The organism is Streptomyces sp. YJ-C3 (assembly GCF_053891275.1).
In genome coordinates this window covers 5,931,316-5,957,784 of record NZ_CM132685.1, presented here as the reverse complement: position 1 = coordinate 5,957,784, position 26,469 = coordinate 5,931,316, and the positions used below count along the sequence as shown (strand labels likewise).

Annotated in this window: 21 protein-coding genes; 13 read left to right on the top strand and 8 right to left on the bottom strand. The window is 73.6% G+C overall.

Annotation, left to right across the window (positions count from 1 at the left end; genetic code table 11):
• Positions 1–22: 22 nt before the first annotated feature.
• From ACVHNB_RS26605 to fxsA, 3 genes are all read left to right on the top strand, one after another.
• On the top strand, positions 23–1,636 hold the full coding sequence (locus ACVHNB_RS26605) for an amidohydrolase (RefSeq protein ID WP_456226083.1): 1,614 nt from the start codon (positions 23–25) through the stop codon (positions 1,634–1,636).
• A 418-nt stretch (positions 1,637–2,054) separates the two neighbouring features.
• Complete coding sequence (locus tag ACVHNB_RS26600) at positions 2,055–2,828, top strand: polyprenol monophosphomannose synthase (RefSeq protein WP_456226082.1); 774 nt, start codon at positions 2,055–2,057, stop codon at positions 2,826–2,828.
• 164 nt (positions 2,829–2,992) lie between these two features.
• Entirely contained in the window at positions 2,993–3,580 is a 588-nt protein-coding gene (gene fxsA, locus ACVHNB_RS26595; protein ID WP_456226081.1) for an FxsA family membrane protein, read from the top strand.
• A 96-nt stretch (positions 3,581–3,676) separates the two neighbouring features.
• Here the strand turns inward: fxsA and ACVHNB_RS26590 are convergent, their stop codons facing one another.
• The 4 genes from ACVHNB_RS26590 to yczE all read right to left on the bottom strand — a co-directional run bounded on the left by ACVHNB_RS26590 (position 3,677) and on the right by yczE (position 7,210).
• Positions 3,677–4,051 (bottom strand): RNA polymerase-binding protein RbpA, encoded by a 375-nt coding sequence (locus tag ACVHNB_RS26590; RefSeq protein ID WP_003977404.1) that lies wholly within the window; start codon positions 4,049–4,051, stop codon positions 3,677–3,679.
• Positions 4,052–4,305: 254 nt separating this feature from the next.
• Positions 4,306–5,661 carry an MFS transporter gene (locus ACVHNB_RS26585; protein WP_456226080.1) on the bottom strand — a complete coding sequence of 452 codons (1,356 nt, stop codon included), beginning with the start codon at positions 5,659–5,661 and terminating at the stop codon, positions 4,306–4,308.
• A 44-nt stretch (positions 5,662–5,705) separates the two neighbouring features.
• Positions 5,706–6,473, bottom strand: coding sequence for a glycerophosphodiester phosphodiesterase (locus ACVHNB_RS26580; RefSeq protein WP_456226079.1), 768 nt, complete (start codon positions 6,471–6,473; stop codon positions 5,706–5,708).
• Positions 6,470–7,210, bottom strand: coding sequence for a membrane protein YczE (gene yczE / locus ACVHNB_RS26575; RefSeq protein ID WP_456226078.1), 741 nt, complete (start codon positions 7,208–7,210; stop codon positions 6,470–6,472). The genes ACVHNB_RS26580 and yczE overlap by 4 nt, the downstream gene beginning before the upstream one ends.
• Positions 7,211–7,240: 30 nt before the next feature.
• Here yczE and ACVHNB_RS26570 point away from each other — a divergent pair, with 30 nt between their 5' ends.
• A complete protein-coding gene (locus ACVHNB_RS26570; protein ID WP_456226077.1) occupies positions 7,241–8,740 on the top strand; it encodes an SCO1417 family PLP biosynthesis transcription factor in 1,500 nt (499 codons plus the stop codon).
• Between the two features lie 6 nt (positions 8,741–8,746).
• On the opposite strand, the gene ACVHNB_RS26565 is transcribed toward ACVHNB_RS26570, so the two are convergent.
• Complete coding sequence (locus ACVHNB_RS26565) at positions 8,747–10,330, bottom strand: hypothetical protein (protein WP_428956034.1); 1,584 nt, start codon at positions 10,328–10,330, stop codon at positions 8,747–8,749.
• A 37-nt stretch (positions 10,331–10,367) separates the two neighbouring features.
• The gene (locus ACVHNB_RS26560) at positions 10,368–10,562 is read right to left on the bottom strand and encodes a hypothetical protein (protein ID WP_018534760.1); all 195 of its coding nucleotides are present in this window, start codon (positions 10,560–10,562) and stop codon (positions 10,368–10,370) included.
• A gap of 281 nt (positions 10,563–10,843) precedes the next feature.
• Here ACVHNB_RS26560 and ACVHNB_RS26555 point away from each other — a divergent pair, with 281 nt between their 5' ends.
• The 5 genes from ACVHNB_RS26555 (at position 10,844) to ACVHNB_RS26535 (ending at position 16,240) form a co-directional block, all read left to right on the top strand.
• Positions 10,844–11,236 carry an ankyrin repeat domain-containing protein gene (locus ACVHNB_RS26555; protein WP_428956035.1) on the top strand — a complete coding sequence of 131 codons (393 nt, stop codon included), beginning with the start codon at positions 10,844–10,846 and terminating at the stop codon, positions 11,234–11,236.
• 279 nt (positions 11,237–11,515) lie between these two features.
• Positions 11,516–12,928 carry a HEAT repeat domain-containing protein gene (locus ACVHNB_RS26550; RefSeq protein WP_456226076.1) on the top strand — a complete coding sequence of 471 codons (1,413 nt, stop codon included), beginning with the start codon at positions 11,516–11,518 and terminating at the stop codon, positions 12,926–12,928.
• A 161-nt stretch (positions 12,929–13,089) separates the two neighbouring features.
• On the top strand, positions 13,090–14,214 hold the full coding sequence (locus ACVHNB_RS26545; RefSeq protein ID WP_428956037.1) for a glycosyltransferase family 4 protein: 1,125 nt from the start codon (positions 13,090–13,092) through the stop codon (positions 14,212–14,214).
• Complete coding sequence (locus tag ACVHNB_RS26540) at positions 14,211–15,374, top strand: glycosyltransferase (RefSeq protein WP_456226075.1); 1,164 nt, start codon at positions 14,211–14,213, stop codon at positions 15,372–15,374. Before ACVHNB_RS26545 ends, ACVHNB_RS26540 begins: the two co-directional genes overlap by 4 nt.
• Positions 15,371–16,240 carry an SGNH/GDSL hydrolase family protein gene (locus ACVHNB_RS26535; RefSeq protein ID WP_456226074.1) on the top strand — a complete coding sequence of 290 codons (870 nt, stop codon included), beginning with the start codon at positions 15,371–15,373 and terminating at the stop codon, positions 16,238–16,240. Before ACVHNB_RS26540 ends, ACVHNB_RS26535 begins: the two co-directional genes overlap by 4 nt.
• 3 nt (positions 16,241–16,243) lie before the next feature.
• Here the strand turns inward: ACVHNB_RS26535 and ACVHNB_RS26530 are convergent, their stop codons facing one another.
• Together ACVHNB_RS26530 and ACVHNB_RS26525 are read right to left on the bottom strand one after the other, a co-directional pair.
• Positions 16,244–17,041 carry a putative hydro-lyase gene (locus ACVHNB_RS26530; protein WP_456226073.1) on the bottom strand — a complete coding sequence of 266 codons (798 nt, stop codon included), beginning with the start codon at positions 17,039–17,041 and terminating at the stop codon, positions 16,244–16,246.
• Entirely contained in the window at positions 17,038–18,351 is a 1,314-nt protein-coding gene (locus tag ACVHNB_RS26525) for an MFS transporter (protein WP_456226072.1), read from the bottom strand. Before ACVHNB_RS26525 ends, ACVHNB_RS26530 begins: the two co-directional genes overlap by 4 nt.
• A gap of 167 nt (positions 18,352–18,518) precedes the next feature.
• Between ACVHNB_RS26525 and ACVHNB_RS26520 the strand changes: the two genes are divergently transcribed.
• From ACVHNB_RS26520 to ACVHNB_RS26505, 4 genes are all read left to right on the top strand, one after another.
• On the top strand, positions 18,519–19,217 hold the full coding sequence (locus tag ACVHNB_RS26520; RefSeq protein WP_456226071.1) for a GntR family transcriptional regulator: 699 nt from the start codon (positions 18,519–18,521) through the stop codon (positions 19,215–19,217).
• A 69-nt stretch (positions 19,218–19,286) separates the two neighbouring features.
• Positions 19,287–20,813 (top strand): hypothetical protein, encoded by a 1,527-nt coding sequence (locus ACVHNB_RS26515; RefSeq protein ID WP_428956043.1) that lies wholly within the window; start codon positions 19,287–19,289, stop codon positions 20,811–20,813.
• A 31-nt stretch (positions 20,814–20,844) separates the two neighbouring features.
• Positions 20,845–21,744, top strand: coding sequence for a hypothetical protein (locus tag ACVHNB_RS26510; protein WP_428956044.1), 900 nt, complete (start codon positions 20,845–20,847; stop codon positions 21,742–21,744).
• A gap of 40 nt (positions 21,745–21,784) precedes the next feature.
• Positions 21,785–26,464, top strand: a complete 4,680-nt coding sequence (locus ACVHNB_RS26505; protein ID WP_456226070.1) for a hypothetical protein — start codon at positions 21,785–21,787, stop codon at positions 26,462–26,464.
• Positions 26,465–26,469 lie beyond the last annotated feature (5 nt).

Genomic DNA, 26,469 nt, shown 5'->3' with positions numbered 1-26,469 from the left:
CGGGCGCGGGAGACTGTCCCTCATGAGCACGCCCCCCAGCACCCGCACCGTCCTCCTGCGACGCGGCGAGGTCCACAGCCCCGCCGACCCTTTCGCCACCGCCATGGTCGTGGAGGCAGGACACGTCGCCTGGGTCGGCTCGGAAGGCGCGGCGGAGGCGTTCGCGGACGGTGTCGACGAGGTCGTGGATCTCGACGGCGCCCTGGTCACCCCGGCGTTCACCGACGCCCACGTCCACACCACGTCGACCGGCCTGGCCCTCACCGGGCTCGACCTCACGGCCGCCCGCTCCCGCGCCGAGGCCCTCACCCTCGTACGGGAGTACGCCGCGGCCCGCCCCGCCGACCGGGTCCTGCTCGGCCACGGCTGGGACGCCGCCCGCTGGCCCGACGGCCGGCCGCCGTCCCGCACGGAACTCGACGAGGCCACCGGCGGCCGGCCCCTCTACCTCTCCCGCATCGACGTGCACTCCGCCGTGGTGAGCACCGCCCTGCTCGACCTGGTCCCCGGCGTCACGGACCGGGCCGGGTACGCGCCCGACGCGCCCCTGACCCGCGACGCCCACCACGCCGTGCGCGCCGCCGCCCTCGGCGCCGTGGGACCCCAGCAGCGCACCGAGGCGCAGCGCGCGGCGCTGCGGCACGCCGCCTCCCTCGGTATCGGCTCGGTCCACGAGTGCGGCGGCCCGGACATCTCCTCCGAGGACGACTTCACCGGACTGCTCGACCTCGCGCGCTCCGAGCCGGGCCCGCGCGTCGCCGGTTACTGGGCCGACCGTGACATCGAGCGGGCCCGGGCGCTCGGCGCGCTCGGCGCCGCCGGCGACCTCTTCGTGGACGGCTCCCTCGGCTCGCACACGGCCTGCCTGCACGCGCCCTACGCCGACGCGACCCACACCGGCACCGGCTACCTGACCGCCGAGGACGTCGCCGCGCACGTCGTCGCGTGCACCGATGCCGGTCTCCAGGCCGGCTTCCACGCCATCGGCGACGCCGCCGTCACCGCGGTCGTCGAGGGGCTGCGCGCCGCCGCCGAGAAGGTCGGGCTCGCGCGGGTGCGCGCCGCCCGGCACCGCGTCGAGCACGCCGAGATGCTGACCCCCGAAACGGTCGCGGCCTTCGCCGAGTTCGGGCTCACCGCCTCCGTGCAGCCCGCCTTCGACGCGCTGTGGGGCGGCGAGGACGGCATGTACGCCGACCGCCTCGGCGCCGAACGGGCGCGCACGCTCAACCCGTTCGCGGCCCTGCTGCGGGCCGGTGTCCCGCTCGCCTTCGGCTCCGACAGCCCGGTCACCCCGCTCGACCCGTGGGGCACCGTCCGCGCGGCCGCCTTCCACCGCACGCCCGAACACCGGGTCTCCGTCCGCGCGGCCTTCACCGCCCACACGCGCGGCGGCTGGCGCGCCGTCGGCCGCGACGACGCCGGGATCCTGGTGCCCGGCGCTCCCGCGGACTACGCCGTGTGGCGCACCGACGAGCTGATCGTGCAGGCCCCGGACGACCGGGTGGCCCGCTGGTCGACCGACCCGCGCTCCGGCACACCCGGCCTGCCCGACCTCACGCCCGGCGCCCAACTCCCGGTCTGCCTGCGGACGGTGGTGTTCGGACAGACGGTCTTCGTACGGCCGGACGAGTGAGATACCGGGGCGGCGCGTGCCGGATCCCGGCCCCGCACCGTCCCGTACGACCTGCGAATCCTCCGCCCTGACCAGGCGACTTCGCGAAGAGGCGCAGGTCAAACGGCTGTTGACAGACCGCCGCGGTCGACGGGTAGGTTCGGCCGGGTCCACCACCTTTCGCACGACCGGGCAGATCCAGGCAGTCGTAGAACGAAGTCCGGCGCCCGCGCCACGGGGCGCTGGAACGTTCCGGCCGGTCGGCGAGGTGCGACCCGGGTGGGGCCCGGGCGTTCAGTAGACAACGGCTTTCGGTCGACCCGCAGCCAGCGGGCCCCAGGTCGGCCCGAAGGACGTCCGGCCCCGATCCGCAGTGTCTTCCTGAGCTGCGGCGCTCGCTATGGTGGTCCCCTGTGCACGGAAGTTCTAAGGGGAAGCTGTGAGTGACGGCGGCGGGCGCAAGTTCGGCCCTCTGGGTACGGCCTTGGTGATCATTCCGACCTACGACGAGGCGGAGAACATCACGAGCATCGTCGGCCGCGTGCGAGCCGCGGTGCCCGCGGCGCACGTCCTGGTCGCCGATGACAACAGCCCCGACGGCACGGGCAAGCTCGCCGACGAGCTAGCCGCCGAGGACGAACAGGTCCACGTGCTCCACCGCACCGGCAAGGAAGGCCTCGGCGCCGCCTACCTCGCGGGCTTCGCCTGGGGCATGGAGCAGGGCTACGGCGTCCTGATCGAGATGGACGCCGACGGATCCCACCAGCCCGAGGAGCTTCCGCGGCTGCTCACCGCGCTCAAGGGCGCGGACCTCGTGCTCGGCTCGCGCTGGGTACCGGGCGGACGCGTCGTGAACTGGCCCAAGTCCCGCGAGTTCCTCTCCCGCGGCGGCTCCACGTACTCGCGCCTGCTGCTGGACGTCCCGATCCGCGACGTCACCGGCGGCTTCCGCGCCTTCCGCCGCGAGACCCTCGAAGGTCTCGGCCTCGGCGAGGTCGCCTCACAGGGCTACTGCTTCCAGGTCGACCTCGCGCGCCGCGCGGTGAAGGCCGGCTACCACGTGGTCGAGGTCCCCATCACCTTCGTCGAGCGCGAGCTGGGCGACTCCAAGATGAGCAAGGACATCGTCGTGGAGGCCCTGTGGCGGGTCACCACGTGGGGCGTGGGGGAGCGGGTGGGCAAGATCCTCGGCGGCAGGCCCGAGAGACGCTGAGCGCGCGCCAGGGCCCCTCGCGAGCGCGCCGGGCCCTCCTGTGCGTCCTGCCGGGTCCTGCCGGGTTCTGCCTGGTCCTGCCTGGTCCTGCCTGGTCCTACCGGGGAGACGGCCTTGATCTCCCGCTTACGCCACTCGGACGTGGCCCCAGGCACACTGGAGGCATGACCACTGGCACTCCGCCCCGCAACCAGCCCGCAGGGGCCCGGCGCTCCCGGGTCCGCACCTTTCTGCCGCTCGGCGTCGCCGCCTGGGTGGTCCTGGAGATCTGGCTGCTCACGGTGGTGGCGGGAGCGGTCGGCGGCTTCACGCTCTTCGTGCTCCTGGTGGCCGGCTTCGTCCTCGGCGCCGTCGTGATGAAGGCGGCAGGACGCCGCGCCTTCCAGAACCTCAGCGAGACCCTCCAGCGCGGCCAGGCGGCCACGGTCGAGGCGGGCGAGCAGCGCCCGCAGGGCAATGGACTGCTGATGCTCGCCGGTCTGCTCCTGATGATCCCCGGGCTCGTCTCGGACGCCCTCGGTCTGCTGCTGCTCGTGCCGCCCGTGCGCACGGCGCTGAGCCGCTCCACCGAGCGCGCCATCGAGCGGAAGATGAGCACGGCGACCCGGAGCACGTTCGGGGACGCGTTCCAGCAGGCCCGTATGCGTCAGCCGGGCGGCACCGTGATCCAGGGCGAGGTCGTCCAGGAGGACGAGGCCCCCGGCGGCCGCCGCGACGACGCGGACCCGCGCCCGCCGATCATGCCGTCGTGAGCGCCCTCGGGGGCGCATGAGAAACGGCCGGGGGCCGGACACACGCCGTGTGTCCGGCCCCCGGCCGTTCTTCTGCTGGTGCCGAGCACCGTCGGGTCAGGCCGACTTGCGGCTGTCCCTCGGGTGGACCGCGATGTTCATCGCACCCGAACGCAGGACGGCCAGACGCTCCTCGAGGACCTCTTCGAGCTCCTCGCGGGTGCGCCGCTCCATCAGCATGTCCCAGTGCGTACGGGCAGGCTTCGCCTTCTTCTCCTCAGGGCCGTCACCGTCCACGAGAAGTGCCTGGGCCCCGCAGACCTTGCACTCCCACTCCGGCGGAATTTCGGCCTCCACCGAGAAGGGCATCTCAAAGCGATGTCCCTTCTCGCATGCGTACTCCACGGCCTGGCGCGGAGCCAGGTCGATGCCGCGGTCCGTCTCGTAGCTGGTCACTACGAGGCGCGTACCGCGAAGAGCTCGCTCACTCATGAATCGTGCCTCCCGGGCTTGTCGCCCACAGGACAGGTGTCGCTGTCGTCGTCATCCGGTCAACGTCCGGTCGGCGGTAAAGATTCCCGTTCCGGGTCATGCGTCGCCGTCGTAGCCGCCCCTTGTTGTACCCACCGGCGCCCGGTTTGTCACATCTGACACCAGATGTCACCTAGCGTTTTGCACTAATGACGTGCAGTAACGGTACGCCTGGCAGGCCAACCGCGTACACTACCGGCCTTTGGCTTCAGGTGCTAAATCCGGGTCGGTACGGGATTCCCCGCGTCGCGCACCGCCTGCCGCACCGGAACGCGTGCGAGCAGAACAAAGCCGATCAGGAAGAACGCCACCAGGGACACGATCGCGTCCCGGTAACTCCCGGTCAGCTGGTACGCGAGCCCGAACACCAGGGGCCCCAGCCAGCTCATGCCCCGGTCGCTCATCTCGTAAGCGGAGAAGTACTCCGCCTCCTTTCCGGCCGGCACGAGATGCGAGAACAGTGACCTTGACAGTGCTTGGGTACCCCCGAGTACGAGGCCGATGCCCGCCGCGAGAACGAAGAACCATGTCGGCGCGTGAGCCGGGAGGAAAAAGCCCGCCCCGATCGTCACGGTCCAGGCCACGAGGGAGCCGAGGATCGTCCGTTTGGCGCCGTACGCGCGCGCCAGACGGCCCATCGCCAGCGCGCCCGCCACCGCCAGGATCTGCACGAGCAGCACCGCCACGATGAGAGTCGACTGGTCCAGGCCCAGTTCCTCCGAGCCGTACACCGACGCCTGGGAGATCACCGTCTGCACGCCGTCGTTGTAGACGAGATAGGCGAGCAGGAAGGAGAGCGTGAGCGGATGGCGGCGCATGTCCTTCACCGTGGCCATGAGCTGACGCAGGCCCGGCGCCGTGCCGCCCGGCGCGGTCGTCGAGCGGCGGTCGCGCAGGCGGCGTAGGGGCACCACGGTGAACGCGCCCCACCAGACGCCCGCCGACGCCAGACAGATGCGCACGGCTGTCGACTCCGAGACACCAAAAGTGTCGTGCGACGAATACAGCACCAGGTTCGCCACGAGTACGAGGGCCCCCGACGCGTAACCGAAGGCCCAGCCGCGCGAGGAGACCGCGTCGCGCTCCTCCGGAGGAGCGATCTGCGGCAAGTAGGAGTTGTACAGCACCATCGAGACGGCGAGCGCGGAATTCGCGACCACAAGGAGCGCGCCGCCCAGCAGGTAGCGGTCGCCGTCGAGGAAGAACATGCCCGCTGTCGCCGCCGCGCCCACATAGGCGGCGAGCGCGAGGAGCGGCTTCTTGCGGCCCGAGCGGTCGGCGGCCGCGCCCGCGAGCGGCATCACGAAGATCGACAGGATCACCGAGAGCGAGACCGAGTACGCGAAGAAGGAGCCCGCGCGCACCGGGATCCCGAGCGGGTGCACGAAGCCGTCCGCGTCGGCCGCCGCCTTCGCGACCGAGGTGAGATAGGGACCCAGGAAGACCGTCAGCACACTCGTCGAATAGACCGAGCAGGCCCAGTCGTAGAAGTACCAGCCGCGCTGCTCCCGCTTGCGGTCGGCAAGAGCGGTCGCCCCGGTCGCCGTCTCCCGTGCGGTGTCGGTGCCCACCCGTGTCCCCTTGAAGTCCCCGTGGCCCGGCGCGGCGGGCGCCCTCAGACCCAGGTTCCCCGGTCCTTGAGAACGTCGCGCAGCGTCTCGATGTGATCGGAAACTATGCCATCGACCCCGAGGTCGAGAAGACGTCGCATCTCGGCCTCGTCGTTGACCGTCCAGACGTGCACCTGCACCCCGCGCGCGTGGGCGGCCCGCACGAAGCGCCGGTCGACCACCCGGATCCCCGACTGCGCCACCGGGACCTGGGCGGCCACGGCGGAGCGCCGCAGCGCGGCCGGGATCCCGTACGACCTCAGGCGCAGCCCGAGCACCCCCTTGGTGCCGTACGACGTGGCGAGGCGGGGGCCCGCGAGCGCCTGGGCCCGGGCGACGCGCGCCTCCGAGAACGAGCCGACGCAGACGCGGTCCCACGCGCGCGTGCGGCGGATCAGATCGAGCAGGGGGAGCAGCGCGGGCTCCGCCTTGACGTCCACGTTCCAGCGCACGTCGGGGAACGTCTCCAGCAGCTCCGCCAGGAGCGGCACCGGTTCGCTGCCCGCCACGCGCGCGTGGCGCACGTCGTCCCAGGGGAGGTCGCAGATCCGGCCGCTGCCGTCCGTGACCCGGTCGAGCGTCGCGTCGTGGAAGGCGACGAGCTGTCCGTCCGCCGTGGCGTGCACATCCGTCTCGATGTAGCGGTAGCCGAGGTCGACGGCGCGGCGGAACGCGGCGACGGTGTTCTCCAGGCCGTCCGCCGCCCCGCCGCGATGGGCGAGGGCCAGCGGTCCGGGATGGTCGAGGTAGGGGTGGCGCACGTGCTGGGTCACCGTCGCAGTATCGCCCGCCGCGGTGACGCCCCGGCGACCACCGTCGAGCCGGCTGCCGGCGCGGGGACGGCGAAGACGCGCAGGAACACCTGGGCCAGCGGCCCGATCGCCAGCGCGTACACGACCGTGCCCACGCCGATCGTGCCGCCGAGCAGGAAGCCCACGGCGCACACCGTGACCTCGATGGCGGTCCGCATCAGGCGGATCGAGCGGCCCGTACGCCGATGCAGCCCGGTCATCAGGCCGTCGCGCGGGCCGGGACCGTACTTCGCCGCGATGTACAGACCGGTCGCCACACCGTTCAGCACGACACCGGCCACCAGCATCGGAATGCGCACGGCGTACGCGCCCGGGGCGGGCACCAACGCGATCGTCGCGTCCATCGCGAGGCCGACCAGGAAGACGTTGGACACGGTGCCGAGGCCGGGGCGCTGGCGCATCGGGATCCACAGTAGGAGCACCAGCGCGCCGATGATGATCGACACGACACCGATGGAGATGCCGGACAGCTCCGACAGGCCCTGGTGCAGCACGCCCCACGGTTCGAGGCCGAGGCCCGCCTGGACGAGCAGTGCGTCGCTGGTCCCGTAGAGGACCAGGCCGACGTAGAGCTGGACGAGCCGGCGGAAGGTGTGCCCGCCGGAGGATGCGGACGACGACGCGGACAAGAGATGCCCCCTGTGGTGGTAGTGGACTGACCCATGACACTCTGTGGCTCGGTGCAAGATGCCAACCATGGCCAATTCGGGGAAGGTGGACTGGTCTGCATGGCTCAGTGGACTTCGGCGATCGGCGCGACCCAGCTCGCCCGGCTGCTCACCTCTCAGCAGTCGCGGCCCGCGGGCTCCGGCACCCGCCGCCCGCCCGCCTACCGCGCCCTCGCCGACGGGATCCGGCTGCTCGTCCTGGAAGGCCGCGTCCCGGTCGCCACCCGGCTGCCCGCCGAGCGTGAGCTGGCGCAGGCGCTCTCCGTGAGCCGCACGACGGTCGCCGCGGCCTACGAGGCGCTGCGCGGCGAGGGGTTCCTCGAATCGCGCAGGGGAGCGGGCAGCTGGACCGCCGTCCCCGCGGGCAACCCGCTGCCGGCACGCGGCCTCGAACCCCTGCCGCCCGAGGCGCTCGGCTCGATGATCGACCTCGGCACGGCGGCCCTGCCCGCCCCCGAACCGTGGCTGACCCGCGCCGTCCAGGGCGCACTCGAGGAACTCCCGCCCTACGCCCACACGCACGGGGACTACCCGGCGGGGCTGCCCGCGCTGCGCACGATGATCGCCGAGCGCTACACCGCGCACGGGATCCCGACCATGCCCGAGCAGATCATGGTCACCACCGGCGCGATGGGCGCCATCGACGCGATCTGCCACCTGTTCGCGGGCCGCGGCGAACGGGTCGCCGTCGAGTCGCCCAGCTACGCCAACATCCTCCAGCTGATGCGCGAGGCGGGTCTGCGGCTCGTCCCCGTCGCCATGGCCGACGGCCTGGCGGGCTGGGACCTGGACCGCTGGCGGCAGGTCCTGCGCGACGCCGCGCCCCGGCTCGCGTACGTGGTCGCCGACTTCCACAACCCGACCGGGGCCCTCGCCGACGAGGAGCAGCGCCGCTCGCTGGTCGACGCCGCGCGCTCGGCCGGCACGGTGCTCGTCGTCGACGAGACCATGACCGAGCTGTACTTCGACGCGGACCGGGAGATGCCGCGCCGCGTCTGCGCCTTCGCCCCCGCCGGTTCGACCGTGATCACGGTCGGCTCGGCGAGCAAGGCGTTCTGGGCGGGGATGCGGATCGGCTGGGTGCGGGCCGCCCCGGACGTGATCCGCAGCCTGGTCGCCGCGCGCGCCTACGCGGATCTGGGGACGCCGGTGCTGGAGCAGCTGGCCGTGAACTGGCTGCTGAGCACCGGGGGCTGGGAGGCGGCCGTGCAGCTGCGCCGGGACCAGGCACGGGAGAACCGGGACGCGCTGGTCGCGGCGGTGCGCCGGGAGCTGCCCGACTGGGAGTTCGACGTGCCCGACGGCGGTCTGACCCTGTGGGTCAAGGCGGGCGGTCTGTCGGGCTCACGGCTGGCCGAGGTCGGCGAGCGGGTGGGGGTGCGGGTCCCGTCCGGACCGCGGTTCGGCGTCGACGGAGCCTTCGAGGGGTATGTGCGGCTGCCGTTCACCGTGGGCGGTGCCGTGGCCGACGAGGCGGCGGTGCGGCTCGCGGCGGCGGCCCGGCTGGTGGGCGCCGGTCAGGGTGCCGGCGGGGACGTGCCGCGCACCCTGATCGCCTGAGGGCCGCTACCGGTCGGCCAGCGCCTCCGCCTCGTCCGGGACCGCCTCGACAGCGCCGGTGTCCGCGGCGTCGGCGGGCGCGGCACGCTCCGGCAGCAGGGCCAGAACCGCCTGCCGGTGGACCTCGCTGGTCGCGTCGTCGTACGGGTCGGGCGTGGCCGGCACCTGGAGACGGTGGACCGGTCCGTTGCCCAGGCGCGCGTAGCCGCGGCCGGGCGGGACGTCGGCGGTGGGCGTCGTCTGGGGCAGGGCGCCGAGGACGTCCTGCAGTTCCCCGGGCGTGGCCGGGCCGAGCACCACGCGCGCGCGGGTCTGCTGACGGACCGGCTCGATCAGGGCGTCGAGGCTGTCGAACTGCTCCGCCACGACGACGGTCACGCCCGCCGCGCGGCCGTGCCGCAGCGGGACCTGCAGCAGGGTCTGCGGATCCTTGCGCCCGTCCGCCGCCGCGAGGTGCCCCAGGGCGCTGGGCCGGTCGAGCAGGATCCACAGCGGCCGCTTGATGTCGTCCGGCGTCGGGTGCCCGGCCTGCCGGGCCCGGTTGGCCGCGATCAGCCGCCGCTCGGTCTCGTGCGCGGCCCATTCGAGACTGGCCAGGGCGCCGGCGAGGCCGCACTCCACGGCGAGGACGCCGGAGCGCCCCACCAGGCTCGCGTAGTCGCCGGTCCCGCTGCCCTCGACGACGAGGACGTCACCGTGCTGCAGGGCCTGGAGCGCGATCGAGCGCACGAGGGACGTCGTGCCGCTGCCGGGCTGGCCGGCGATCAGCAGATGGGGCTCGGTGGAGCGGATGCCGGTACGCCACACGACGGGCGGCACGTCCCGCTGCTCCTCGCCGTCCATGACCGGGAGCGTGCGCTGCACGCCGGTCTCGTCGGTGAAGCCGAGGACGGTCTCGCCGGGGGACGTGACGAAACGCTGGGCGGCGATGTCCGTGGGCAGCGGGTCGAGGACGGTCACGGTCAGGTGATTGCCCTCCTCGTCCCATACGAAGTGGTACTCGCGGCCCCGCCCGAGCTTGGCGTGCAGCAGCTGCTCGATGCGGGCGCGGGCCTCGGGCTCGCCGTCGGTGAAGTAGGCGGGGTAGCGGATCGAGAGACGGTCGAAGCGGCCGTCGCCGTCGAAGTCGTAGGTCTCGAACGCCTTCTCCCACTCGCCGCCGTGGGCGTACAGGGGACTGGGGTCCTCGGCGACGGAGAAGTACGGGACGAGCGCTTCGTAGAGCGACGACAGTCGCTGGACCTGCGACTCGTCCGGGCCGGCCGGAGCCGGCGGCTGCTTGGGGTCGCGCCCCTTCCATGCGGCCGCCGCCATCAGGGAGATGAGCGCCAGCAGCGGCCCGTACGGAAGGAACACCACGACCAGGACCACGGCGGCCACCAGGAACAGCAGCGGTCCGCGCCGGTCCTTGGGGGTGCCCGTCCACTTGCGCCGTCCGGCGGCTGCCAGCCGGCGCAGTCCACGAGTGATCGTGATGAGGGGATGGAGGACGTCGGTGGCGCCGTCGGCGGCCGTCCGTGCCATTTCCCGGCTCCGGGCGATCGAGGCGCTGCCGTTGCTCAGAATGCGGGGGAGAGGGCGCCTGGCCACGTCGGTCTCCTGAAGGTGTGTGCGGGTGGGTGGGCCGTCAGAACTTGATCCCGCCGAGCAGGCTGGCGAGGCTCGCGCCGCCCGCCTTGATGCTCGGGGCGATGGCCGTGCCCGCCAGGTAGAAGCCGAAGAGGGCGCAGACCAGTGCGTGCGAGGCCTTGAGGCCGTCCTTTCGGAAGAACAGGAAGACGATGATGCCGAGCAGCACGACGCCCGAGATGGACAGGATCATGAGGGTTCTCCTGGTTGGTGGGGACAGTCACCATGAGTTCTTCCAGGCTCACAGCATGTATCTATACGACAAAAGGTGCAAATGGGTGGAATTTTGTTGATTTCACCCAGTTGGCAGGCAGCTGGAGAGCTGCCCGTGCGTGCTGCCGGACGGTCGTCCGCACTGTCGGTGATCTTTGCCTCGACGGGGTCGGCCCATGTGCCTCCGCGGGCAGTACTCTGGCGATTCACTCGTACGGCCGCACGGCCGTACCAGCACGGATGCGAAAGGCGGTTCGGCCGATGAGCGAAGCCCCCGACCCGGAGGTCGTGGAGCTGGCCACCAAGATCTTCGATCTCGCGCGCAGGGGCGAGACGGAGGCGCTCGTGGGCTATGTGGACGCGGGCGTTCCGGCCAACCTCACGAACGACCGCGGCGACACGCTCGTCATGCTCGCCGCGTACCACGGGCACACGGACGCGGTCCGGGCCCTGCTGGCCCGCGGCGCCGACGCCAACCGTGCCAACGACAAGGGACAGACCCCTCTCGCGGGCGCCGTCTTCAAGGGCGAGGAGGGCGTGATCCGGGCCCTGCTCGACGGCGGAGCCGATCCGGCCGCGGGCACGCCGTCCGCCGTCGACACGGCCCGGATGTTCGGCAAGGCGGACCTCGTCGAGCTCTTCGGAGCTTCCTGACGCACAGGCTCTGATCAGGCAAAACGGGGGTGCAGGAAATGTGGTCGCGGCGGGCGGAACCGCTGGGTCATGATGACGGCGTGCTTTACGGACGCGACGGCGGGGCAGGTGGTGCCCACGTGCCGCGCGGCCCGTGAACGGCCCGTTCAGGGCCTTGGACGAGAGGCAGAGAGATGGTCTACAGCAAGCAAGAGACGGCGGGCGCTCCGACGTGTTGTCGCGTGGCCAGGTAGTTGCAGGTTCCCGGTTGCGTCGACGCTTGATGTGAGGCTGTTTCCCATGTTCGAACCGGTCATAGCGCCCAGCGGTACGCTGCTCGGCCTGCTGCAGCGGGGTCGCGGCGACGGCACGCTGCACGCGCTGACAGCGCCGCGGGACGAGGCTCTCGCGGCCCTCGATCACTGTGTGCTGAGCGACCCCCGCCACGACTGGCAGGTGGAGAACCGCTCGCTCTACTACGCCCGGCTCTACCTCGACCTGCACGGCGGGCTCGGGGAGATCGAGCGGCACCTCTTCGACCCCGAGGATCTCCTCGACACCGAGGAGTCCCGTACCGGGCTCGCGCTCGCCGTCCTCGGCCACCTAGCCTCGTACGGCAGGCGGGACGCCCTCGAACTGCTGCGCAGGTACGCGGCCTTCGGCGGGAACTGGGCGTGGGCCCTGGACGAGCTGGCCCTGCGCGACGACGACGCGGGGCTGCGCGCCCTCGCCGAGCCGATCCTCGCCAGGTTCCCGGCGCACGACGAGGCCGACCTCGTCGCCGCCGTCCGTGACGCCTTCGAGCCGCGGCCCTGGCGGCTGTGGGCCGAAGATCCGCGTCCGCACGTGGGGGCACGCGTGCGTGCCGCCAAGGAAGCCGGGTCGTTCGACCGCTGGCAGCGGCAGATGAACCCCTCGGGGCCCCGTCCCGAGTGGAGCGTGCAGGCCGTCTTCGACTGGGCGCAGGAAGGCTTCGAGCGCGGCGCCGTCCTGTACGTGCCCGCCGCCCGCTGCCTGAGCGCGGTCGCCGGGCCCGAGGACCGCGCGCAGATCGTGCGCGCCGCCCAGGACGGCACCGACGGGGCGCGCTGCACGGCGCTGCGCTATCTGGCCGACGCCCACGATCCCGAGGTGCTCGATCTCGTCGAGGCCGCCGTGGAGTCACCTTCACACCTGGTCGTGGACGCCGCTCTCGACTCCTTCGAGCGGATGCGCAGCGTCGCCGCCGTGGAGCGCGCCCGGCGCTGGGCGCGCCGGCCCGACGCCCTCGGTGCCGCCGCGGGACGCACGCTCGCCTGCCGGGGCGGCGCCCAGGACAGCGAACTCGTGCTCTGGGCCCTGCGCGAAGCGGTGCGCGGTGACGGTCCCGACGCACCCACCCTGTGGCCCCTCGTCGACGGGGCCGGACGGCTCGGCATCGCCTGCGCCGCCCCCGTACTGCGCCACATCTACCGCGAGACCGCCTCCTCCCATCTGCGCGGGCACGCCGCCCGCGCCCTCGCCGCCACCGACCCCTCCTTCGCCGCCGGATTCGCCGTCGAATGCCTGTGGGACTGCGAGGAGTCCACCCGCGAGATCGCCGCGCGCCACGCCGAGACCGGCGACGCCCGCGTCGTCGACCAGCTGCGCCGGCTCGCCGCGGACCCGGCCGAGGAGGACGAGGTGCAGACCGCCGTCCGCGCCAGGATCGGACCCGACGCGACCGCCTCATGACGGGCTGATGTACGGGAGGCGGTCCGCCGGCGAGCGGCCGCCTCCCGCCGTTTCCCCGGGTCGCCCGCCGTTTCCCGGAGCGGTGCAACGCTCACGGGACGTTCCTCGCCAGGAAAGATCCACTTTGACGTGGGCACGTCCGGCGCGGTGACAAAGCCCGTATGCGTGTCGTCATCGTGACCGAGTCCTTCCCGCCCGACATCAACGGTGTGGCGCACTGCGCCCTGCAGACCGCGCGGCACCTCGCCGCCCGCGGTCACGAGCCCCTCGTCGTCGCCCCGGCCACCGCCGCCGGGCCCGAAGCCGACGCGGACGCGCCCTGCCCGGTGGTCCGCGTGCCCTCCGTCCCCCTGCCCGGCTACCCGCAGGTGCGGGTCGCGCTGCCCAGCCGCCGCGTCACCCGGACCGTGGCCGCCCACCGGGCCCACATCGTCCATCTGGCCAGCCCGTTCGTGCTCGGCGTGCGCGGCATGACCGCCGCCGCGCGGCTCGGCGTGCCCGCCGTCGCCGTCTACCAGACCGACCTGGCCGGCTACGCCCGTACGTACATGGGGACGGGCGAGGCCGCGGCCTGGCGGCGGATCCGCGGCGTGCACGCCGCCGCCGACCTGACCCTCGCCCCGTCCAGCGCCGCCCGGCTCGACCTGGAGGCGCACGGGGTGCCCCGGGTGCGGCTGTGGCCGCGCGGCGTGGACACCGTGCGCTTCCGGCCCGAACGGCGCGACGACCTGCTGCGCGCACAGCTCGCGCCCGGCGGGGAACTCCTCGTCGGATACGTGGGGCGGCTCGCGCCCGAGAAGCAGGTGGAGCTGCTGGCGCGGGTCCGCGGGCTGCGCGGGGTGCGGATCGTGGTGGTCGGGGACGGGCCGAGCGAGACCTCGCTGCGGGGCGCGCTGCCCGGCGCCGTGTTCCTCGGACGTCGTACCGGCGACGAACTCGCCCGGATCTTCGCCTCGTTGGACGTCTTCGTGCACACCGGCCCCTTCGAGACGTTCTGCCAGACGGTGCAGGAGGCCATGGCGAGCGGGGTGCCGGTGATCGCTCCGGCGGCCGGCGGGCCGCTGGACCTCGTGGCGCACGGCAGGACCGGGCTGCTCGTGCCGCCCGGCGACGCGGACGCCGTGCGCGACGCCGTGTGGTCGCTGGCCGCCGACCCGGGGCTGCGCGCCGCCTACGGGGCCGCGGGCCGCGCGGCCGTCGCGGGGCGCACCTGGGAAGCCGTCGGGGACCGGCTCGTCGAGCACTACGCCGATGTGCTGCGCGCGCGGACGGCGGTGGCGGCATGACCGGGGCGCTGCGCATCGTGCGGCTCGCGAACTTCGTCGCGCCCTCCTCCGGCGGTCTGCGCACCGCTCTGCGGGAGCTGGGGGCCGGCTACCGCGCCGCCGGGCACGAGCCGGTGCTGATCGTGCCGGGACGGCGCTTCTCGGACGTGCACAGCGCACAAGGGCGGGTCCTCACCCTGCCGGGGGCGCCGCTGCCCGGCACCGGCGGATACCGCGTGCTGGCCGAACGCAAGCGCGTGGAGCGGCTGTTGGAGCAACTGCGGCCCGACCGCCTGGAGGTCTCCGACCGGACGACCCTGCGCTGGACCGGCGAGTGGGCGCGGCGCGCCAGGGTGCCCGCCGTGATGGTGTCGCACGAGACCGCGCACGGTGTCCTGCGCACCTGGGGCATGCCCGAGCGCGCCGCCCGCCGCGCCGCCGATGTGCTCAACTCCCGTACCGCGCACGCCTACGCGCGCGTGGTGTGCACCACGGAGTGGGCCGAGCGCGAGTTCGTGCGCATCGGCGCGCGCAACGTCGTCCGGGCACCGCTCGGTGTCGACGTGGCGCGCTGCCGTCCCGAAGCCGCGAACAGCGGCACACGGGAGCGGCACGCGCGCGTGGGCGAGGTACTGCTCGTCATGTGCACGCGGCTGTCCGTGGAGAAGCGGCCCGGCACGGGCCTCGACGCCGTGGCGGAGCTGCGCCGGCGCGGCGTGCCCGTACGGCTCGTCGTCGCGGGGGACGGGCCGCTGCGCACCCGCCTCGAACAGCGGGCGCGAGCACGCCGGTTGCCGGTCGACTTCCTCGGACACGTCGCCGACCGGGACGCGCTCGCCGCGCTCCAGGCCACGGCCGACGTGTGCCTGGCGCCCGGGCCCGCCGAGACGTTCGGGCTCGCCGCGCTGGAGGCGCTGGCCTGCGGCACCCCTGTCGTCGTCAGCGCCTCCTCGGCGCTGCCCGAGGTCGTGGGGGCGGCGGGTGCCGTGGCCGGTGACAGCGGTGCGGCCTTCGCGGCCGCCGTGCTGGAAGTGCTGGGCCGGCCCGCGCCGCAACGCAGGGAAGCCGCACGCGCGCGTGCGGAGTGCTTCCGGTGGGGCACCGCGGTGGCGGCCTTTCTCGCGGCACATGACGCGCCGGTACGGGTGCAGGAGCCGGTCCCGGAGCGGGGTGCGGCATGAAGGCGCTCAGGTTCGCCGCGCTCGGCGACTCCCTCACCGAGGGGATCGGCGATCCGGTCGACGGCGGGTGGCGGGGCTGGGCCGCGCTGCTCGCCGACGGGCTCGCACCCACCGGAGCCCCGGTGGAATTCCGCAACTTCGCGGTGAGCGGCGCCCAGACGGCCGACGTGCGCGGGCGGCAGATGCCGCGGGCGCTCGGGTTCTCGCCCGACGTCGTGTCCGTCGTCGTCGGCGTCAACGACACCCTGCGCCGCACCTTCGACATCCATGCCGTGGCCGCCCACCTCGACGCCGTGTACGGCGCGTTCGCCGAGCGGGGCACGATCGTGCTCACGGCATGCCTGCCGGACCCCGGCGCGATGCTGGGCCTGCCCGGAGCGCTGGCGCGCCCCCTGGCGCGGCGCCAGCGCGCGGTCAACGACGTGGTCCACGCCCTGTCCGCACGGCACGGAGCCGTCCACCTGCACGCCGCCGAGGACGACTGGGTGGCCGACCGCGCCATGTGGAGCGCGGACCGGCTGCATCCGGGGGAGCGGGGCCACCGGCTGTTCGCCGCCCGCTTCCACGCGGTCCTGGCCGCGTCCGGAACGGCCCGCGGCCCGGCGCCGGACACCGAGCCGCAGCGGCCCGCGCCGACCCGCTCGGCCGGCTTCTGGTGGCTGGCCACCGCGGGCACCGGCTGGGTGGCCCGGCGCTGCACCGACCTGCTGCCCCAGCTCGTGGCGCTCGCCGCCGACGAGGTACGGCACGGCCTGCGCGGCACCGGCGCCCGGCTCGACCTGCGGGCTTCGGCCGGGGTGACCGCCGCCCTGTCGGCGCTGTCGTCCCCCGGCACGGCAGAGGTGGTGCCCCGGGCCGCCTCCTAGGCCCTAACCGACCCGGTGCTGTTCGTCGCGGGTGTCCGTGATGAACATGTGGCCCGGCGCGTGCGTGATCGCGAACGGCGGCCGTGAGGCCATCACGGCCACCTGCGGTGTCACGCCGCAGGCCCAGAACACCGGGGTGTCGCCCGGCGCGCAGTCCACCGCGTCGCCGAAGTCGGGCGAGCCGAGGTCCTCGATGCCGAGCACCCCCGGATCGCCCAGGTGCACCGGGCTGCCATGGACCGCCGGCATCAGGGAGCTCTCCCGGATCGCCGCCCCGACCGCCTGCGGCGGCACCGGGCGCATCGACACGACCATCGGGCCGTGCAGCCGGCCCGCGCCGCGGCACGCGCGCGTGGTGACGTACATCGGCACGTTCCTGTCCTGCTCGATGTGGCGCAGCGGCACCCCGGCCTCGGCGAGCGACCACTCGAAGGTGAAGCTGCAGCCGATCAGGAACGAGACCAGGTCGCCGCGCCAGTGGTCGAGGACGTCCGTCGGCTCGGCCGCCAACTCGCCGTTCCGCCAGACCCGGTAGCGCGGCAGATCCGTGCGCAGATCGGCGTCCGGGGCGAGGACGCTCGTCCAGGAACCGGCGTCCGTGACGTCCAGAACGGGGCACGGCTTCGGGTTGCGCTGGCAGAACAGCAGCATGTCGTAGGCCCAGTCGGCGGGCACCGCGATCAGGTTGGCCTGGGTGTGGCCGCGCGACCAGCCCGCGGTGGGCGCGCTCGCGCCCGTGCGGAAGTGGGCGCGGGCCCGCCGGGGGGACCAGGTGGCGGTGCGTTCCTCCGTACGGTTCACAGCAGTTCCTTCCCGCGGGTCTCCGGCAGGCCGAGCAGGGCCACGACGGCCAGGCCGTAGCCGATCGCCCCGAACACCAGGGCGCCGCCCACCCCCCAGCTGTCGGCGAGGAACCCGACGAGGGTGGGGAAGACCGCGCCGATCGCGCGGCCCGTGTTGTACGTGAAGCCCTGCCCGGTGCCGCGCACGGCGGTCGGATACAGCTCGCTCAGAAAGGAGCCGAAGCCGCTGAAGATCGCCGACATACAGAAGCCGAGCGGGAAACCGAGCACCAGAAGGAGGCCGTTCGCGCCGTCCGGGATGTTCGTGTACGCGAGGATGCTCGCCGCGGAGAGCACCGCGAACAGGACGATGTTGCGCTTCCGGCCGAGCCGGTCGGTGAGATAGCCGCCCGTCAGGTAGCCGAGGAACGCTCCTGAGATGAGAAAGGTCAGATAGCCGCCGGTGCCGACCACCGTGAGGCCGCGGTCCGACTTCAAGTAGGTGGGCACCCAGGTGGCGAGCGTGTAGTAGCCGCCCTGGACACCGGTCGACAGGAGCACTGCGAAGAGCGTGGTGCGCAGCAGGCCCGGCTTGAAGATCTCCGTGAACGAGCCCTTACGGGCGCTCGCTTCGAGCTCCCGCGACGCCTTCGGGGCGTCCTGCACGCGGCGACGGAGCCACACGACCAGAAGGGCGGGCAGCGCGCCGGTCCAGAACATGACGCGCCAGGCCAGATCGGCGTCGAGGAACTGGAACACCAGGGTGTAGACGATCGCGGCCAGCGCCCAGCCGACCGCCCAGGAACTCTGTACGGCGCCGAGCGTGCGGCCCCGGTGCTTCGCGGAGGCGTACTCGGCGACCAGGATCGCGCCGACCGCCCACTCGCCGCCGAAGCCGAGGCCCTGCAGGGCGCGGAAGACCAGGAGCGTCTCGTAGGTGGGCGCGAAGCCGCAGGCCACGGTGAAGACCGCGTACGTGATGACCGTGATCATCAGGGCCCTGACGCGGCCGATCCGGTCGGCGATCACCCCCGCGATCGCGCCGCCGACCGCCGAGACGACCAGCGTGACCGTGGTGAACAGCCCGGTCTGGCCGCTGTCCAGGCCGAAGTAGGCGGCCAGCGCCACCATGCTCAGCGGCAGCGTGAAGTAGTCGTAGGAGTCGAGGGCGTAGCCGCCGAAGGCGCCCGCGAAGGCCCGCCGGCCACGCGGGCCGAGATCGCGCAGCCAGCCCGACGCGCCTTCGGACACGGGATTTCGGGACGCGGTCGGCGGCTCGGTCGGTCCGCCGGGGAGAGTCGCGCCGGACGTCGGTGGAGTCGTGCTCATGGGCACCTCGCAAGGGATGGGAGTGCGTGGCGGTGCGTGTGGGATGAGCAGGGGGCGCTGGACGGAACCCGGTCCGGGACCTCGCCCGATCGCCAAGGTAGAGGATCGTTGAACGATCCCTCAATACCCATGTTGTTTCGTTCTTGTATCTGCGCTTGAATTCGGCCGTGGCCACGGAAGAACTGAACGCACTCGCGGACGACCGCGCGCTGCTGGGGCGCACCAGCACCGCCGAGCGCGTCGCGGACATCCTCAGGAGCCGGATCGCGGAAGGCTTCTTCCCGCCCGGCACGCGTCTGTCGGAGGACAGCATCGGGGGCGCCCTCGGTGTCTCGCGCAACACCCTGCGCGAGGCGTTCCGGCTGCTCACCCACGAGCGGCTGCTGGAGCACCGGCTCAACCGCGGGGTCTTCGTGCGCGTGCTGAGCGTCGACGACGTCGAGGACATCTACCGGATCCGCCGCATGATCGAGTGCGCCGTCGTCCGCTCCCTCGGTGAACCCCCGTACACCCTCGACCGGGTCGCCGCCGCCGTCGCCGACGGACAGCGCGCCGCCAAGGCCCGCGAGTGGAAGGGCGTCTCGACCGCCAACATCCACTTCCACCGCGAACTCGTCGCCCTCGCCCGCAGCGAGCGCACCGACGAACTGATGCGCAGCGTCCTGGCCGAACTCCGGCTCGCCTTCCACGTCGTGGACGACCCGCGCGGCCTCCACGAGCCCTACCTGGCCCGCAATCACCAGATCGTCGAGACGCTGCGGGAAGGGCGCCGTGACGACGCCGAGGCGCTGCTCGCCGACTACCTCGACGACTCCCGCGACGGGCTCGTCGAGGTGTACGGGCAGCGGGTCCCCGCGGACCTGTAGACGCCCACGGCCACCGTCGTATCTGCGTCGTTTCGACCGTTGTCGGACCCAGCGCCTACTCTGTGCTCCGTGACTTCGCCTGCCACCACGGAATCCGTTCCGCCCCAGCTCAGCGCGGGGCCGCGCCCCGCGCCGGGGCCGGCCGCCGACGAGGGGCTCGCGCGGCGGCTCCGCGCGCTCGCCTGCACCGCGCCGCTGCACGATCTCGACGTGCGCAAGGCCAACCTCGCGGGCGAGTACTCGACGTACGGGATGGCCGAGGTGGCGCTCTCCGCGATCGACCTCGTCACGCTGAACATGGACTTCGACACGGGCGCCGACCACGAGCAGATAGTGGCTCGTCTGGTGCCGCGCATCGCCGCGCAGGCCCCGCACCGCCCCGTCGCCGAGCACGAGCGCGTCGCCCGCTGGGTCCTGGAGAACCTGATCAACGTCGGCAGCGTGGACCGCGGGTTCCGTGCCGTGTACGGCACGTTCGCGACGGACGGCTCCTATGTGCGGCGCGACTACGACTTCAAGCTGATCGAGGAAGTGCCCGGATACGGCGGCAGCGTCTACCTCCGGACGACCGACGAAGCCGTCAACGTGCTCGTCGGCGCCCTCGACACCGACGTCACCAGCGCGCAGATCGCCGCCGAGGTGAAGCTCGAGGTGCTGATCAGCCGCGGCCGCCTCGCGGACGCCCAGCTCGCCGCCGAGCAGGCCCGGTACCGGACCGTGCAGTACTCGGAGACGCTGCGCAAGGCGCTGGACGCGACGCGGCGCAATGTGCGCGCCGTCGACTGGCTGCAGGCCGTGCCCGACATGATCGCCGAGGCGCTCGACCACGTCGCCGACCGCTACCGCCACGAGAACGCGATCCTGACGAACATCCGCAAGGCCCGCGACGAGTCCGAGGACCCGGAGCAGAAGCGCCGCGCGGCCGAGCTCGTCGACATCGTCAAGGACTGCATCCGGCGCCATACGCAGCTGCAGTCGCGCCTCCTCGAAGCCGGCCCGCTGTTCCGGGCCGAGCAGGACCGGCAGGCCTTCGCGACGCCCTCCGCGCGCGCGGGCCTCGACCTGTACGGACAGCTCGTCGCGCCCCTCCTCCCGCTGCCGGTGGAGAGCGCGCTCAAGGTGACCGACGCGTTCTTCGCGCGCGGCACCGGACTGCGCACCCCCGTCTCCGTACGGGTGGGCGACCTCGTCGACATACTGCTGACCCCGCCGATGGAGCGGGAGCACCTCGGCGCCGAGATGCCCGAGCCCGACCTCATCGCCACTCCGGACGACAGTCGGTTCAGCGAGGAGCAGCTCGCCCAGGCCAAGGAGCTGCTCGACCTGCCGCCGGACGCGCCGCGCCGCCTGTCCGGACTGCTCGCCGAAGCGCGTCGGCGCGACACCGAACTGCCGTACCTGGTCGCCCTGTTGGCGGTCCACGCGGCGAGCCCGCCCGTCGGCACGGCCTACCGTCAGGGCGAGGAGAAGCTGCTCTTCGCCGTGGACGACGGCACACAGCTCGACGACCCCGAGTTCGGCGGCGCCGACCTCGTCGTGGGCACGGCCCTGCTCGACGCCGCCGGGATGGCGGCGGACCGGACGGAGGCCGCATGACGTACCAAGACATGATCAAGGAGCACCGCCCGTGACCGAGCACCCCGAAGAGCACGCCGAATGGGGCGAGCCCGAGGCCGTCGGCTCGGGCGCGCTCAAGGCCGCCGCGCCGGTCACCCCCGCCGACGCCGCCGACGCGGCCCGGCTCGTCTCCTTCGGACTGCAGCCCAAGCTGCAGCCCTCCCGCGACCAGGAGTACGGCGAGCTGCTGCGCCGCTACCGCGAGGACCCGGCCTTCGCCCGGCTCGCCGACGCCGTCGCCACCGGGCTCGGCCTCGTCGTCCTGGAGGTGTCCCCGCGCGCGGGCATGGCCGTGACCGCCGCCGAGGACTCCGTCTTCGCCGTCCGCATGGGCGACTACGCACGCCGCACCGCCGCCGACTCCACCGACCGGTTCCTGCACGGCCTCGCCCATCTCGCGGTCGCCGCGCTCGCCTTCCCCCGCCCCGAGGACCTCGCCGACGACGGCTACATCGGCCGCGTCAGCGTCAACGGCGTGGACGGCTTCGTCCGGCAGGCCTGCCGCAAGCTCGAGGAGCGCGCCGAGGAGCAGGGTGAGAACACCGACCCGGCCACCGACGCCCCGGGCCTCGAGGCGGCCTGGCGGATCTGGGCGCGGCGCAGCTCGACCGGCGCCACCAAGGACGCGCGCCGCCTCGCCGGTTCGACGACCGGCATCGTCGGCAAGGCCGTCGCGTTCCTGACCGACTCGGGGTTCCTGCAGAGAACCGGCGACGACGGCGGCGGCACGTACCGCACCACCGCCCGCTACCAGCTGCAGGTCCGCGACATGGCCGGCACCGCCGCCATGGCCGAACTGCTGGAGCTGGGCGTGGTGCCCGTGACCGACGGATCGGCGAGCCTGCTGCCGCCGATGGACGAGGACGCGGTCGAGCTCGCCGCCGACGCGGGCCTGCCGTTCCACTCCTGACCGACTTTTCGAACTTCCGTACCTACCACGAGAGTCCGCCATGTACGAGCTGTCCCGGGTTCGCCTCTACTCCATCGGGCCCGCCGGTGCACGCTACGCCGACACCGTGCTTGACCTGCGGGGCGTCGGCGCGCCCGTGCCCGACCCCGCGCCCACCCAGGCGGAGTTCTTCGAGGACGAGCCGGTCGGCCCGCCGCGCCGCCCGGCGCCGGCCGGTGTGCTCTTCCTGGAGAACGGCGGCGGCAAGTCGGTCCTGCTCAAGCTGATCTTCTCCGTGATGCTGCCCGGCCACCGGAACACACTGGGCGGTGCCAGCTCCGGCGTCCTGCGCAAGTTCCTGCTCGCCGACGACTGCGGACACGTCGCCCTGGAGTGGCAGCACACGCTCACCGGCGAGTGCGTCGTCGTCGGCAAGGTCAGCGAGTGGCGCGGACGCCAGGTATCCAACGACCCGCGGAAGTTCGCGGAGGCCTGGTACTCGTTGCGGCCCGGCCCCGGCATGAGCCTCGACTCGCTGCCCGTCGCCGAGTCGACGGCCGTACGGACCGCCCCCGAGGGTGCCTCCGGCGCGCAGGGGCGCCGCCGCACCATGAAGGGCTTCCGGGACGCGCTGACCGACGCGGGCAAGGCGTACCCGCACCTCGAAGTGCACTGGGAAGAGATCCACGACCGCTGGAACGAGCACCTCGGCGACCTCGGCCTCGACCCCGAACTCTTCCGCTACCAAAGGGAGATGAACGCCGACGAGGGCGAGGCGGCCGGCCTCTTCGCGGTCAAGAAGGACTCCGACTTCACCGACCTGCTGCTGCGCGCCGTCACCGACACCCGCGACACGGACGGGCTCGCCGACCTCGTCGGCGGGTTCGGGAACAAGCTGGGGCGGCGCGCCGAGCTGATCGCCGAGCGCGACTTCACCGCCGGCTCCGTCGACCTGCTCACCCGCATCGTCGAGGCCGCCGACACCCGGGCCCGCGCGCGGGACATCCACACCGGCGCCGAGCGCCGCACCCGTACCCTCGCCCGGCGGCTGTCCGCCCGCGCCGCCGTCGAGCGCGGCCGCGCCGGCGACCTCGCCCAGCAGGTCACGGCCGCCGCGCACACCGTCACCGAGGCCGAGTCCGCGCGTGAGCGCAGCTCCCTCATCGCGGCCGAACTGGCCTACCGGCACGCCTCGTTGGCGCTCGCCGGCGCCGAGAAGGCCGCGGCCGCGCAGAAGCGCGAGCTGGCCGACGCGCGGACCCTGTACTCCGCCTGGCAGGCCGCCGAGGCCGTACTGCGCCACCGCGCCGCCGCCGACCGCTCCGCGCGCGTGGCCGTCGCCATCCGGGAGGCCGAGCGCGACGCGGCCCCCGCGCTCGCCGCCCGCGCCAAGGCCGCGTCCGAGCTCGTCCGCGCCCTGCACGGCGCCGCCGAGAAGGCCGAGAGCCACGCGAACGAGGAGGAGGAGCGCTCCGCCGTCCTCCAGGAGGCGGGCGAGAGGGCGCACCGCGACGCGACCGCCGCCGCCACCGAGGCGCAGCGCGCCCGCAGCGAACTCGGCCACCTGCGCCAGCGCCTGAGCGAGGTCGAGCAGGAGACCGCCGAGGCCGTCCGCGCCGGCTGGCTCGACGACAGCGCGCCCGACGCCGACCCGGCCCGCGCCGCGCTCGCCGCCAGCGACGCCGAGAAGACCACCGTCGCCGCCTGGGACACCGCCCGTGACGCCGCCCGCCGCGCCACCGAGCACGCCCGCGAGGCCGCCGCGGTGGAGGCTCGTGCCGAGCTGACGGCGGCCCGCTCCGCCGACGCCGCGAGCGCCGCGGACCACGCGCACCAGGCCGAGGAGCGCACCGCTGCGGCCCTGGCCGCGGAAGAGCGCCTGGCCGAACTGCTCGGCGTGGACGGCCCGTTGGGCGCGCTCGCCACGGCCGACGCGTCCCCGGCCGGCGACGCCTCCCTCACCCCCGAGGACCTCGACCGTGCCGCCGACGACCTCAAGACCCTCCTCGACGACTCCGTCGCCTCCGCCGAGCGCCAGCTGTTCGAGCTGCGCACGGCCGCCGCCGACGACTCCCGCATCCTCGGCGCGCTCGGCGACGGAGGCCTGCTGCCGCCCGGCCCGGACGTGACCGCCACCGTCGAGTTCCTCGGCGAGCACGGCATCCCCGCCCTGCCCGGCTGGCGCTACCTCGCCCAGTCCGTCGACCCGGCCGACCACGCGCGCGTGCTCGCCGCCCGCCCCGAGCTGGTCGACGGCGTCATCATCACCGACCCGGCCTCCCACGTGCGGGCCCGGGAGGTCCTCGCGGGCGCGGCGCTGCTGCCCCGCTCCACCGTCGCCGTCGGCACCGCCGCAGCCCTGCTCGCGCCGACCCCGGCGGAGAACGCCTCCGACGAGGGCGTCTTCCTCGTGCCGCCGAACCCGGCCATGCACGACGAGCACGCCGCCGACGAGGAACGGCAGGCCCTGCGCGCTCGCGCCGCCCGGCGTGACGAGGACATCCGCACGCTCGCCGGACGCCTCGCCAAGGACCGCGAACTGACGGCCCGGCTCAGCTCCTGGCGCTCCGGCTGCCCCGCGGGCCGCCTCGCCGAACTCGCCGCGGCCGCGGCAGAAGCCCGTACGTTCGCCGAGGAGGCCGAGGCCGAGCTGGCCGAGGCCCGCACCGTGCGCGCCGAGGCCGACGAGGCCGCCACCGAGGCGACCCGGGTACGTGACGAGCGCCAGGAAGCGGCACAGAAGGCACGCCGCGCCGCCGACGCGCTCGCCGGACTCGCCTACCGGCTGCGCGAGCGCGCCGCCTGGCAGACCAAGGTCCGCGAACTCGCCGACGAGGCCGTCGAGTCGGAGGCCCGTGCCCAGTCCTGCCTGGAGCACGCCCGCGCCGCCGACGAGGACCGGCGCGCTGCCCAGCGCTCCGCCGACGACGCCCGCCGCACCGCCCGCGCGCTGCGCGCCGAGCGCGCCGAGATCGCGGGCGCCCCCGACGATGTCCCTGTCGGCCCCGAGGTCGAGGCGCCCCAGGCGTCGCTGCCCGCGCTGCGCGAGGCCTACCGCGCCGCGTCCCAGGTGTACGAGAAGGTCGGCGTCGGCGCCGACCTGAGGGCCGAGCAGGCCCGCGCCGAGAGCGACGAATCCGCCGCGCTCGCCGAGCTGGACCGGCTCAGCAACAAGGTGCGCACCCGGGCCGCCACCCTCCTCGAATCACCGGAAGGCTCCGACGGGCCGTCCCGGCAGGCCGCCGCCGCCCGCGCCGAGGAACTCGTCCAGCTCCTGGAGACCCGCGCCTCCACGGCCAGCGAGCAGCTCGGCCGGCTGCGCGGCGAGGCCGAGCGGCACGCGCCCGAGGACGGCGACGCCCACACCGAGCTGCCCGAGGACCTCGTCCCCGCCGACACCGAGCAGGCCGGCACCCTGCTGCGCACCGCCACCACCGAACTGGCCGCGCGCACCGAGGCGTTGAGCACCGCCCGCGCCGCGCACGGCGAGCTCCTCGAATCCCACCGGGCCGCCGAGGACGGGGCCGGCGGTTTCGACGAGACCGCCGCGCTCCTGCGCGACCTGCTGCGCGACCACGCGGACGGCGAGGAACAGGAGGAGCCGGAGCCCTACCCCGGCACCCTGGAGGAGGCCCGCACGGCCGCCGCCGAGACCCGCCGTTCGCTGCGCGGCTGCTCCGCCGACCTGTCCGCCGCCGAGGCCGCCGTCCGCGAGGCGAGCGACATTCTCGTCCGGCACGCGAACTCCACCCGGTACGAGCAGGTGCGCACGCCCGCGCGGCAGCAGATCCGGGAGCTGCCCGCATCCGCGCTGCCCGAGCACGCACAGCGCTGGGCGGACGCGTTCGCGCCCCGGCTGCGCGTCCTGACCGACGAGCTCGCCCAGCTGGAGCGGAACCGCGACTCGATCGTGGACCGGCTGCGCGGCCTCGTCGAGTCGTCGCTCGCCACGCTCCGCTCCGCCCAGCGGCTGTCCCGGCTCCCCGAAGGGCTCGGCGAGTGGTCCGGGCAGGAGTTCCTGCGAATCCGTTTCGAGGAGCCCGACCAGGCCACGCTCACCGAGCGGCTCGGCGAAGTCATCGACGAGGCGACCCGGGCGGCGGTGAAGAAGAACTCCGACCTGCGGCGCGACGGCATGTCCCTGCTCCTGCGCGGCGTCGCGGCCGCCCTGGAGCCCAAGGGCGTCGCCGTCGAGATCCTCAAGCCGGACGCGGTGCTGCGCGCCGAGCGGGTGCCCGTCGGACAGATGGGCGACGTGTTCTCGGGCGGCCAGCTGCTCACCGCGGCCATCGCCCTGTACTGCACGATGGCCGCGCTGCGCTCGAACGACCGGGGCCGCGACAAGCACCGCCACGCGGGCACGCTGTTCCTCGACAACCCCATCGGCCGCGCCAACGCCACGTACCTGCTGGAGCTCCAGCGCGCCGTGTCCGACGCGCTCGGCGTCCAACTCCTGTACACCACCGGCCTGTTCGACACGACGGCACTCGCCGAGTTCCCGCTCGTGATCCGTCTGCGCAACGACGCGGACCTCCGCGCCGGCCTGAAGTACATCAGCGTGGAGGAGCACCTGCGTCCGGGCCTGCCGCAGCAGTACGCGGACGGGGCGGGGGAGACGGTGCACGGCGAGATCAAGGCGACCAGGATGTTCAAGCGGCCCACCGAGACCGCCGACGACGCTCAGGCGTCCGTACCGGCCCAGGTGTCGGTGACCTCCGAGCCCGCCGGACAGGACGCCTGACCGAT

What these genes read in the sequence shown, in the direction of transcription:
- ACVHNB_RS26605 (WP_456226083.1), top strand. Translation starts at nt 23, where the DNA reads ATGAGCACGCCCCCCAGCACCCGCACCGTCCTCCTGCGACGCGGCGAG.
- fxsA (WP_456226081.1), top strand. Translation starts at nt 2,993, where the DNA reads ATGACCACTGGCACTCCGCCCCGCAACCAGCCCGCAGGGGCCCGGCGC.
- ACVHNB_RS26590 (WP_003977404.1), bottom strand. Translation starts at nt 4,051, where the DNA reads ATGAGTGAGCGAGCTCTTCGCGGTACGCGCCTCGTAGTGACCAGCTAC.
- yczE (WP_456226078.1), bottom strand. Translation starts at nt 7,210, where the DNA reads ATGGTTGGCATCTTGCACCGAGCCACAGAGTGTCATGGGTCAGTCCAC.
- ACVHNB_RS26570 (WP_456226077.1), top strand. Translation starts at nt 7,241, where the DNA reads ATGGCTCAGTGGACTTCGGCGATCGGCGCGACCCAGCTCGCCCGGCTG.
- ACVHNB_RS26560 (WP_018534760.1), bottom strand. Translation starts at nt 10,562, where the DNA reads ATGATCCTGTCCATCTCGGGCGTCGTGCTGCTCGGCATCATCGTCTTC.
- ACVHNB_RS26555 (WP_428956035.1), top strand. Translation starts at nt 10,844, where the DNA reads ATGAGCGAAGCCCCCGACCCGGAGGTCGTGGAGCTGGCCACCAAGATC.
- ACVHNB_RS26550 (WP_456226076.1), top strand. Translation starts at nt 11,516, where the DNA reads ATGTTCGAACCGGTCATAGCGCCCAGCGGTACGCTGCTCGGCCTGCTG.
- ACVHNB_RS26545 (WP_428956037.1), top strand. Translation starts at nt 13,090, where the DNA reads ATGCGTGTCGTCATCGTGACCGAGTCCTTCCCGCCCGACATCAACGGT.
- ACVHNB_RS26540 (WP_456226075.1), top strand. Translation starts at nt 14,211, where the DNA reads ATGACCGGGGCGCTGCGCATCGTGCGGCTCGCGAACTTCGTCGCGCCC.
- ACVHNB_RS26535 (WP_456226074.1), top strand. Translation starts at nt 15,371, where the DNA reads ATGAAGGCGCTCAGGTTCGCCGCGCTCGGCGACTCCCTCACCGAGGGG.
- ACVHNB_RS26525 (WP_456226072.1), bottom strand. Translation starts at nt 18,351, where the DNA reads ATGAGCACGACTCCACCGACGTCCGGCGCGACTCTCCCCGGCGGACCG.
- ACVHNB_RS26505 (WP_456226070.1), top strand. Translation starts at nt 21,785, where the DNA reads ATGTACGAGCTGTCCCGGGTTCGCCTCTACTCCATCGGGCCCGCCGGT.